General features: G+C 66.2%; 7 protein-coding genes and 2 pseudogenes. 6 read left to right on the forward strand and 3 right to left on the reverse strand.

Translation table 11 applies throughout. The features are described 5' to 3' along the window. From Q0480_RS03510 to Q0480_RS03530, 5 genes are all read left to right on the forward strand, one after another. On the forward strand, positions 1-1035 hold a 1035-nt coding region (locus Q0480_RS03510), incomplete at its 5' end, for an acyl-CoA carboxylase subunit beta (protein ID WP_299130773.1). 81 nt (positions 1036-1116) lie between these two features. Beyond that, on the forward strand, positions 1117-1362 hold the full coding sequence (locus Q0480_RS03515; protein ID WP_299130774.1) for a hypothetical protein: 246 nt from the start codon (positions 1117-1119) through the stop codon (positions 1360-1362). 22 nt (positions 1363-1384) lie between these two features. Next, positions 1385-1735, forward strand: a complete 351-nt coding sequence (locus Q0480_RS03520) for a hypothetical protein (protein WP_299130777.1) — start codon at positions 1385-1387, stop codon at positions 1733-1735. Between the two features lie 69 nt (positions 1736-1804). Then, on the forward strand, positions 1805-1978 hold the full coding sequence (locus Q0480_RS03525) for a hypothetical protein (protein ID WP_299130780.1): 174 nt from the start codon (positions 1805-1807) through the stop codon (positions 1976-1978). Positions 1979-2052: 74 nt separating this feature from the next. Then, positions 2053-4053 (forward strand): acetyl/propionyl/methylcrotonyl-CoA carboxylase subunit alpha, encoded by a 2001-nt coding sequence (locus Q0480_RS03530; RefSeq protein ID WP_299130783.1) that lies wholly within the window; start codon positions 2053-2055, stop codon positions 4051-4053. A 67-nt stretch (positions 4054-4120) separates the two neighbouring features. Here Q0480_RS03530 and Q0480_RS03535 read toward each other — a convergent pair whose 3' ends face one another. Both Q0480_RS03535 and Q0480_RS03540 read right to left on the reverse strand, forming a co-directional pair. Then, positions 4121-4378 carry a PepSY domain-containing protein gene (locus tag Q0480_RS03535; protein WP_299130785.1) on the reverse strand — a complete coding sequence of 86 codons (258 nt, stop codon included), beginning with the start codon at positions 4376-4378 and terminating at the stop codon, positions 4121-4123. A 90-nt stretch (positions 4379-4468) separates the two neighbouring features. After that, positions 4469-4867, reverse strand: coding sequence for a DUF4174 domain-containing protein (locus Q0480_RS03540; RefSeq protein ID WP_299130787.1), 399 nt, complete (start codon positions 4865-4867; stop codon positions 4469-4471). Positions 4868-4940: 73 nt separating this feature from the next. On the opposite strand from Q0480_RS03540, the pseudogene Q0480_RS17955 reads away from it, so the two are divergent. Next, a pseudogene (locus Q0480_RS17955) lies at positions 4941-5969 on the forward strand (methylmalonyl-CoA mutase family protein); the annotation flags it as partial. A 321-nt stretch (positions 5970-6290) separates the two neighbouring features. On the opposite strand, the pseudogene Q0480_RS17960 reads toward Q0480_RS17955, so the two are convergent. Continuing rightward, positions 6291-6557, reverse strand: a pseudogene (locus Q0480_RS17960) (PAS domain-containing protein); the annotation flags it as partial.

Here is a 6557-nt window from a genome sequence, read left to right on the forward strand (position 1 = left end):
TGCGCCGGCGGCGCGGTCTACAGCCCCGCGATGACCGACTTCATCTTCATGGTTCGCGACTCGTCCTACATGTTCGTGACGGGCCCCGACGTGGTGAAGACCGTGACGAACGAGATCGTCACGGCGGAGGAGCTGGGCGGGGCGAAGACCCATACTTCGAAATCCTCGGTGGCGGACGGTGCCTTTGAAAACGATCTGATCGCGTTGCAAGAGGTTCGGCGGCTGGTCGATTTCCTGCCGCTCTCAAGCCGGGAGAAGCCACCGCTCCGACCGTTCTTCGACTCCCCGGACCGGGCCGAGCAGAGCCTCGATACGCTGATCCCGGATAATCCCAACACGCCGTACGACATGAAGGAACTGATCCAGAAGGTCGCGGACGAGGGTGATTTCTTCGAGATTCAGGCGGAATTCGCCAAGAACATCCTGACCGGCTTTATTCGGATCGAAGGCTCGACGGTTGGCGTGGTGGCGAACCAGCCAACGGTCATGGCCGGCTGTCTCGACATCGATTCCTCGCGCAAGGCGGCGCGGTTCGTGCGGTTCTGCGACGCCTTCGAAATCCCGATCCTGACCTTCGTCGACGTGCCGGGCTTCATGCCGGGCACCGGCCAGGAATACGGCGGCATCATCAAGCATGGCGCGAAGCTGCTCTTCGCCTATGGCGAGGCGACGGTGCCGAAGGTGACGGTCATCACGCGCAAGGCCTATGGCGGCGCCTATGACGTGATGAGCTCCAAGCATCTGCGGGGCGATTTCAACTATGCCTGGCCGACGGCCGAGATCGCGGTGATGGGCGCGAAGGGCGCCGTCGAGATCCTGTATCGCTCGGAGCTCGGCGACCCGGGCAAGATCGCGGAGCGGACCAAGGACTACGAGACGCGCTTCGCCAATCCGTTCGTCGCCGCCGAGAAGGGCTTCATCGACGAGGTGATCATGCCGCATTCCACCCGCAAGCGGGTGGCGCGGGCGCTGGCCAGCCTGCGCACCAAGCGGCTGACCAATCCGTGGAAGAAGCACGACAACATCCCGCTGTGAAGGCCGGTTCGATGAGCGTCGGGTTGCGGCGGAAGACCCGGAGCGGTAGGCTTGTCTCGTGTGCGATGGAGGTTCCGTCCGGTGATCCGACGCTGGTGGCTCACGATGCCGAAGCTGATCCGGTTCATGCTGATCCATGTGGCGAACGGCATGGCGATAGGCTGCGTCTTCGTGCTGGCGCTGATCCGGCTCGATCTCTTCGGCATCGGGGCGGTTCTCGCCGGGGACACGAGCGGGCTGGCGACCTTCGTGCTGTTCTTCCAGACGGCGCTGACCTTCGGGGCGGTTTCCATGGGCGTCGCGGTCATGCATCTCGGCGAGGACTAGCCCCCACCTGGCGAAGGCGGTCATGTTGAAACATCGCGGCTTTCCGGGGCGTCTGCCGGGGTCCGATCTGCAATTCGTGATCCGTCGCGCCAGTTCGGAAGGCGCGACGCCGATCAAGGCGCGGGAGCGGTATGCCGACCGGCGGCCGCTCGACCGGGCGGCGGACGCGGCCTTCATCGCCGCGCTCTGGGAGCATTTCGGCGAGGAGCCGTTCGAGCGCGGCAATCTCGACGCGGGCCGGATCGGCTGGCTGTTCGGGCGCGAGTTGGTGGCGGCGGAGGATCCGTTCGATCCGGCGAGCTACGACGCGCTGCTGCGCATCGATATCGAGACCGCGCGGGCGGCGTTCCCGGGGGTGTTCGAGGATGACTGAGACGCTGGATGGTGGCGCGTCGCGCCGATACGCCGCCGCGCAGGCAAGGCTGGAGGGGGAATGTTCGGGATGGAACACAAGTTGGTGGCCGCGGCGATACTCGCCTGCCTCGCTGTGTCGGGATGCGGTGGAGGCATGCAACTCGGCGGCCCGCCGGCCGATCCGATCTCGGAGACGCTCGCCGGTGACGATCCCGCCGATGGCGGCGTCATCAACGAGGGGACCGGCTCGGTCATCCAGTAGCCGCCTGGTTCCGGCGCTTTCGTTCCCGGTCGCGCGCGACGCGGATCTCATCGCTTTTTTCCCGAGAGACATCGATGTTTGACAAGATACTGATCGCGAACCGGGGCGAGATCGCCTGCCGTGTCATGAAGAGCGCCCGCAAGATGGGCATCAAGTCCGTGGCGGTCTATTCCGACGCCGACGCCGCCGCGCTGCATGTCCGGATGGCCGATGAGGCGGTGCATATCGGCCCGCCGCCGGCCAGCCAGTCCTATATCGTGATCGACAAGATCATCGAGGCCGTGAGGAAGACCGGGGCGCAGGCGGTGCATCCGGGCTATGGCTTTCTCAGCGAGCGCGCCGAGTTCGCGCAGGCGCTCGACGCCATGGGCGTCGCCTTCATCGGGCCGCCGGTCGGGGCGATCGAGGCGATGGGCGACAAGATCACCTCGAAGAAGCTGGCCGCCGAGGCGGGTGTCTCGACGGTGCCGGGCTACATGGGCCTGATCGACGATGCCGAGCACGCGGTGACGATCGCCAAGCAGATCGGCTACCCGGTGATGATCAAGGCCAGCGCCGGCGGCGGCGGCAAGGGCATGCGCATCGCCTGGACCGACGATGAGGCGCGCGAGGGCTTCGCGCGGTCGAAGTCGGAAGCGGCGTCGAGCTTCGGCGACGACCGGATCTTCATCGAGAAATTCGTGACCCAGCCGCGGCACATCGAGATCCAGGTTCTGGGCGACAAGCACGGCAACTGCCTGTACCTGAACGAGCGCGAATGCTCGATCCAGCGGCGCAACCAGAAGGTGATCGAGGAGGCGCCGAGCCCGTTCCTCGACGCCGCGACGCGCAAGGCGATGGGCGAGCAGGCGGTCGCGCTGGCGAAGGCCGTCGATTATTGCTCGGCCGGGACGGTGGAGTTCATCGTCGATGGCGCGCGGAACTTCTACTTCCTCGAGATGAATACCCGTCTGCAGGTCGAGCATCCGGTGACGGAGCTCATCACCGGGGTCGACATCGTCGAGCAGATGATCCGGGTGGCGGCGGGCGAGAAGCTGGCGCTGACCCAGGGCGACGTGAAGCTCGACGGGTGGGCGATCGAAAGCCGGCTCTATGCCGAGGATCCGTACCGCAACTTCCTGCCATCCATCGGCCGGCTGCGCACCTATCGTCCGCCGACGGAGGAGCGGAGCGATACGCACGCGGTCCGCAACGACACCGGCGTCTTCGAGGGCGGCGAGATCTCGATGTACTACGACCCGATGATCGCCAAGCTCTGCTCCTGGGGGCCGGATCGCGCGGCGGCGATAGAGACGATGCGCGGTGCGCTGGACGCGTTCGAGGTGGAGGGAATCGGGCACAACCTGCCGTTCCTGTCGGCGGTGCTCGATCATCCGCGCTTCATCTCCGGCGATATCACCACGGCCTTCATCGCCGAGGAATATCCCGACGGCTTCGCCGGCGCGAAGCTCGACATCGCGTTGCTGCGCAGGGTGGCGGCGGCGGTCTCGGCGATGAACCGGGTCGCCGAGATCCGCCGGGCGCGGATCACCGGACGCATGGACAATCACGAGCGGAAGGTCGGATCCGACTGGGTGGTATCGCTCGGTGGCGAGCATTTCCCGGTGATGATCGCCGCGGATCGCGAGGGATCGACCGTCGAATTCGGGGACGGGACGCGGCACAGGGTCGTCTCGAGCTGGACGCCGGGCCAGAGCCTCGCACGGATGGTGGTCGATGGGGAGCCGCTGGTACTGAAGGTCTCGCGGATCACCGGCGGGTTCCGGGTGCGGCTGCGCGGCGCGGATCTGAAGGCGACGGTGCTGTCGCCGCGGATGGCGGATCTGGCGGCGCTGATGCCGGAGAAGGCGCCGCCCGACACGTCGCGGCTGCTGCTCTGCCCGATGCCCGGGCTGGTGGTGCGGATCGACGTCAAGGTCGGGGACGAGGTGTTCGACGGCCAGGCGCTGGCCATGGTCGAGGCGATGAAGATGGAGAACGTTCTGCGCGCCGAGCGCAACGCCAAGGTGTCGAAGATCCTCGCCAAGCCGGGCGACAGTCTCGCCGTGGACGACGTGATTCTGGAATTCGAATAGGATGCGCGCCGAGACCAGCCCGGCGCGACCCTTTCTCGCGCGATCCTTGCCGGGGGCGCGGCCGCGATCAGCGGCGGCGCGACCAGGGCTCGCCGCTGAACGGGTCGATGCGGATTCTGGCGCGGCGGTTGTCGGTGTTGATGAAGTCGAAGTCCCAATATCCGTCGTCTTCCCATTCGATCTCGGTGAAGACGCGGACGGGTTGGGTTTTCTCGACCTTCGCGACCACCTCGCTGAGCGGCAGACTATTCGCCGGCGGGAGGTTTTGCGCCGCGGCGGGCAGGGCGGTCAGGGTCGCGGCGAAAGCGAGCGGGACGATACGCATGTGAGGTTCCCCCGAAATTTCGCGGCGTGGCTGCCACGCAGGCGGAAGCTAGAGGGTGCACCGGGTCGCGTCCATCACGGGACTGCGCCATCAGGGCCGGTGCGAGCCGGTTTCCTGGCGGCGGGACGGGGTGCGGTCGATCATGCTCGAGATCTCGCGCACCGTGGCGGGCAGCGGCCGCCGCTGGGCGACGCGGCCGTCGGTGTCGATCAGCACGAGGCCGAAGCCGCGCGGCCGCAGGCGCTGGCGCAGCGGACCGTTCGCCTCCGGGTCGGTGTCGGTCAGCACGACGACGCGCCGGTCGATGAGCGGCTGGGGATCGGCCTCGATCCAGGCCATCTGCTGGATGAATTTGGGATCCTCCGGCGCGTCGGCGAACACGACGAGCGGCCGGGCGACCCATTTGAGGCTGTCGAGATCGGGCTGCTCCGCCAGAACCGCGGTCGCGGCGAGGAGCAGGGCCGCGACGATCGGGCCGATGCGAGTCATTCAAGTCCTCCCTTGCCCGGAGATGTACTGGACCGGGCGGGGGAAGCGACAGGGGAAATGCGGGGAGCGTGCCATGGCGGATGATCTCAAGACCTGGAAGGCTCTGGCCGAGAAGGAGTTGCGCGGCAAGCCGGTGGAGAGCCTGAACTGGGAATCGCCCGAGGGCATCACCGTGCGCGCGCTCTATACCGAGCACGATCTCGACGGCCTGACCCATCTCGGCAGCATGCCGGGGCTCGCACCCTTTACCCGCGGGCCGCGGGCCACGATGTATGCCGGGCGCCCCTGGACCATTCGCCAGTATGCCGGTTTCTCGACGGCCGAGGAATCGAACGCCTTCTATCGCAAGGCGCTCGGCGCGGGGCAGCAGGGCGTCTCGGTCGCTTTCGATCTGGCGACGCACCGCGGCTATGACAGCGATCATCCCCGCGTGGTCGGCGACGTCGGGAAGGCGGGCGTGGCGATCGACAGCGTCGAGGACATGAAGATCCTGTTCGACGGCATCCCGCTCGACAAGGTCTCGGTGTCGATGACGATGAACGGCGCGGTGATCCCGATTCTCGCCAGCTTCATCGTGGCGGGCGAAGAGCAGGGGCATGACCGCGCGGTTCTGTCGGGCACCATCCAGAACGACATCCTGAAGGAATTCATGGTGCGGAACACCTATATCTATCCGCCCAAGCCGTCGATGAAGATCATCGCCGACATCTTCGGCTACACGGCGCAGCACATGCCGAAGTTCAACTCGATCTCGATTTCCGGCTATCACATCCAGGAAGCCGGGGCCAACCAGGCGATCGAACTGGCCTTCACGCTGGCCGACGGCGTCGAATACGTGCGCACCGGCATCAAGTCGGGCATGGACGTGGACACCTTCGCCGGCCGCCTGTCCTTCTTCTGGGCGGTGGGCATGAACTTCTACCTCGAGATCGCCAAGATGCGCGCCGCGCGCCTGCTGTGGTGGCGGCTCATGAAGCAGTTCAACCCCAAGAGCGCCAAGTCGATGATGCTGCGCACGCACTCGCAGACCTCCGGCTGGAGCCTCACGGCGCAGGACGTCTTCAACAACGTGGTGCGCACGTGCATCGAAGCGATGGCGGCGAGGTGGGGTCTCGCGGCATGGGTCGGCTTCGCGCTCGCATCGAAGAGGACGTGGGGCATCCTCTCCTTGCTCGAGGGGGACAGCGGGGTGGGGTCCCGCCGCCCGCAACCCTCGTTCGCGTGCGGGGAGTCGGGAAGATCCACGGAAGACCCGTGGACCTTCCTTCGTGGCTACTTGGTGGGCGCGGCGGGGGCCTCGCCGGAGGATCCCAGCGATGAGGAGCTGCGCCACCAGCGCGCGCTGTTCCGCTTCCATGGCCTTCAGTTCGATGTTCTTGCGGGCCGTGATGTCCTGGATCACCGCAAAGGCGCGCGCGGGCGATCCCTTGACCGTCTTGAGAATGCGGATCGACGCCGCATGCCACACCTCGCGACCATCGATGAAGCTGACGCGATATTCCGCAGTATATGGCGGACCGCCCGCAAGGTGGGCGCGCCACTTATTGCCCAGCATCTCGCGGTCGGACGGATGAATGCGGCTGTCGCCGCCGGTAAGCGAGTCGAATGTCGGCTTCTGCGGGAAGAAATGCTTCCAGTCGCCCTCGAGATAGGTTTCCCGCATCTCGAAATCGAGTTCCCAGATCATCAT

Source organism: uncultured Amaricoccus sp. (assembly GCF_937891315.1).
Lineage (GTDB): Bacteria > Pseudomonadota > Alphaproteobacteria > Rhodobacterales > Rhodobacteraceae > Amaricoccus.

What these genes read in the sequence shown, in the direction of transcription:
- Q0480_RS03520 (WP_299130777.1), top strand. Translation starts at nt 1,385, where the DNA reads ATGTTGAAACATCGCGGCTTTCCGGGGCGTCTGCCGGGGTCCGATCTG.
- Q0480_RS03525 (WP_299130780.1), top strand. Translation starts at nt 1,805, where the DNA reads ATGGAACACAAGTTGGTGGCCGCGGCGATACTCGCCTGCCTCGCTGTG.
- Q0480_RS03530 (WP_299130783.1), top strand. Translation starts at nt 2,053, where the DNA reads ATGTTTGACAAGATACTGATCGCGAACCGGGGCGAGATCGCCTGCCGT.
- Q0480_RS03535 (WP_299130785.1), bottom strand. Translation starts at nt 4,378, where the DNA reads ATGCGTATCGTCCCGCTCGCTTTCGCCGCGACCCTGACCGCCCTGCCC.
- Q0480_RS03540 (WP_299130787.1), bottom strand. Translation starts at nt 4,867, where the DNA reads ATGACTCGCATCGGCCCGATCGTCGCGGCCCTGCTCCTCGCCGCGACC.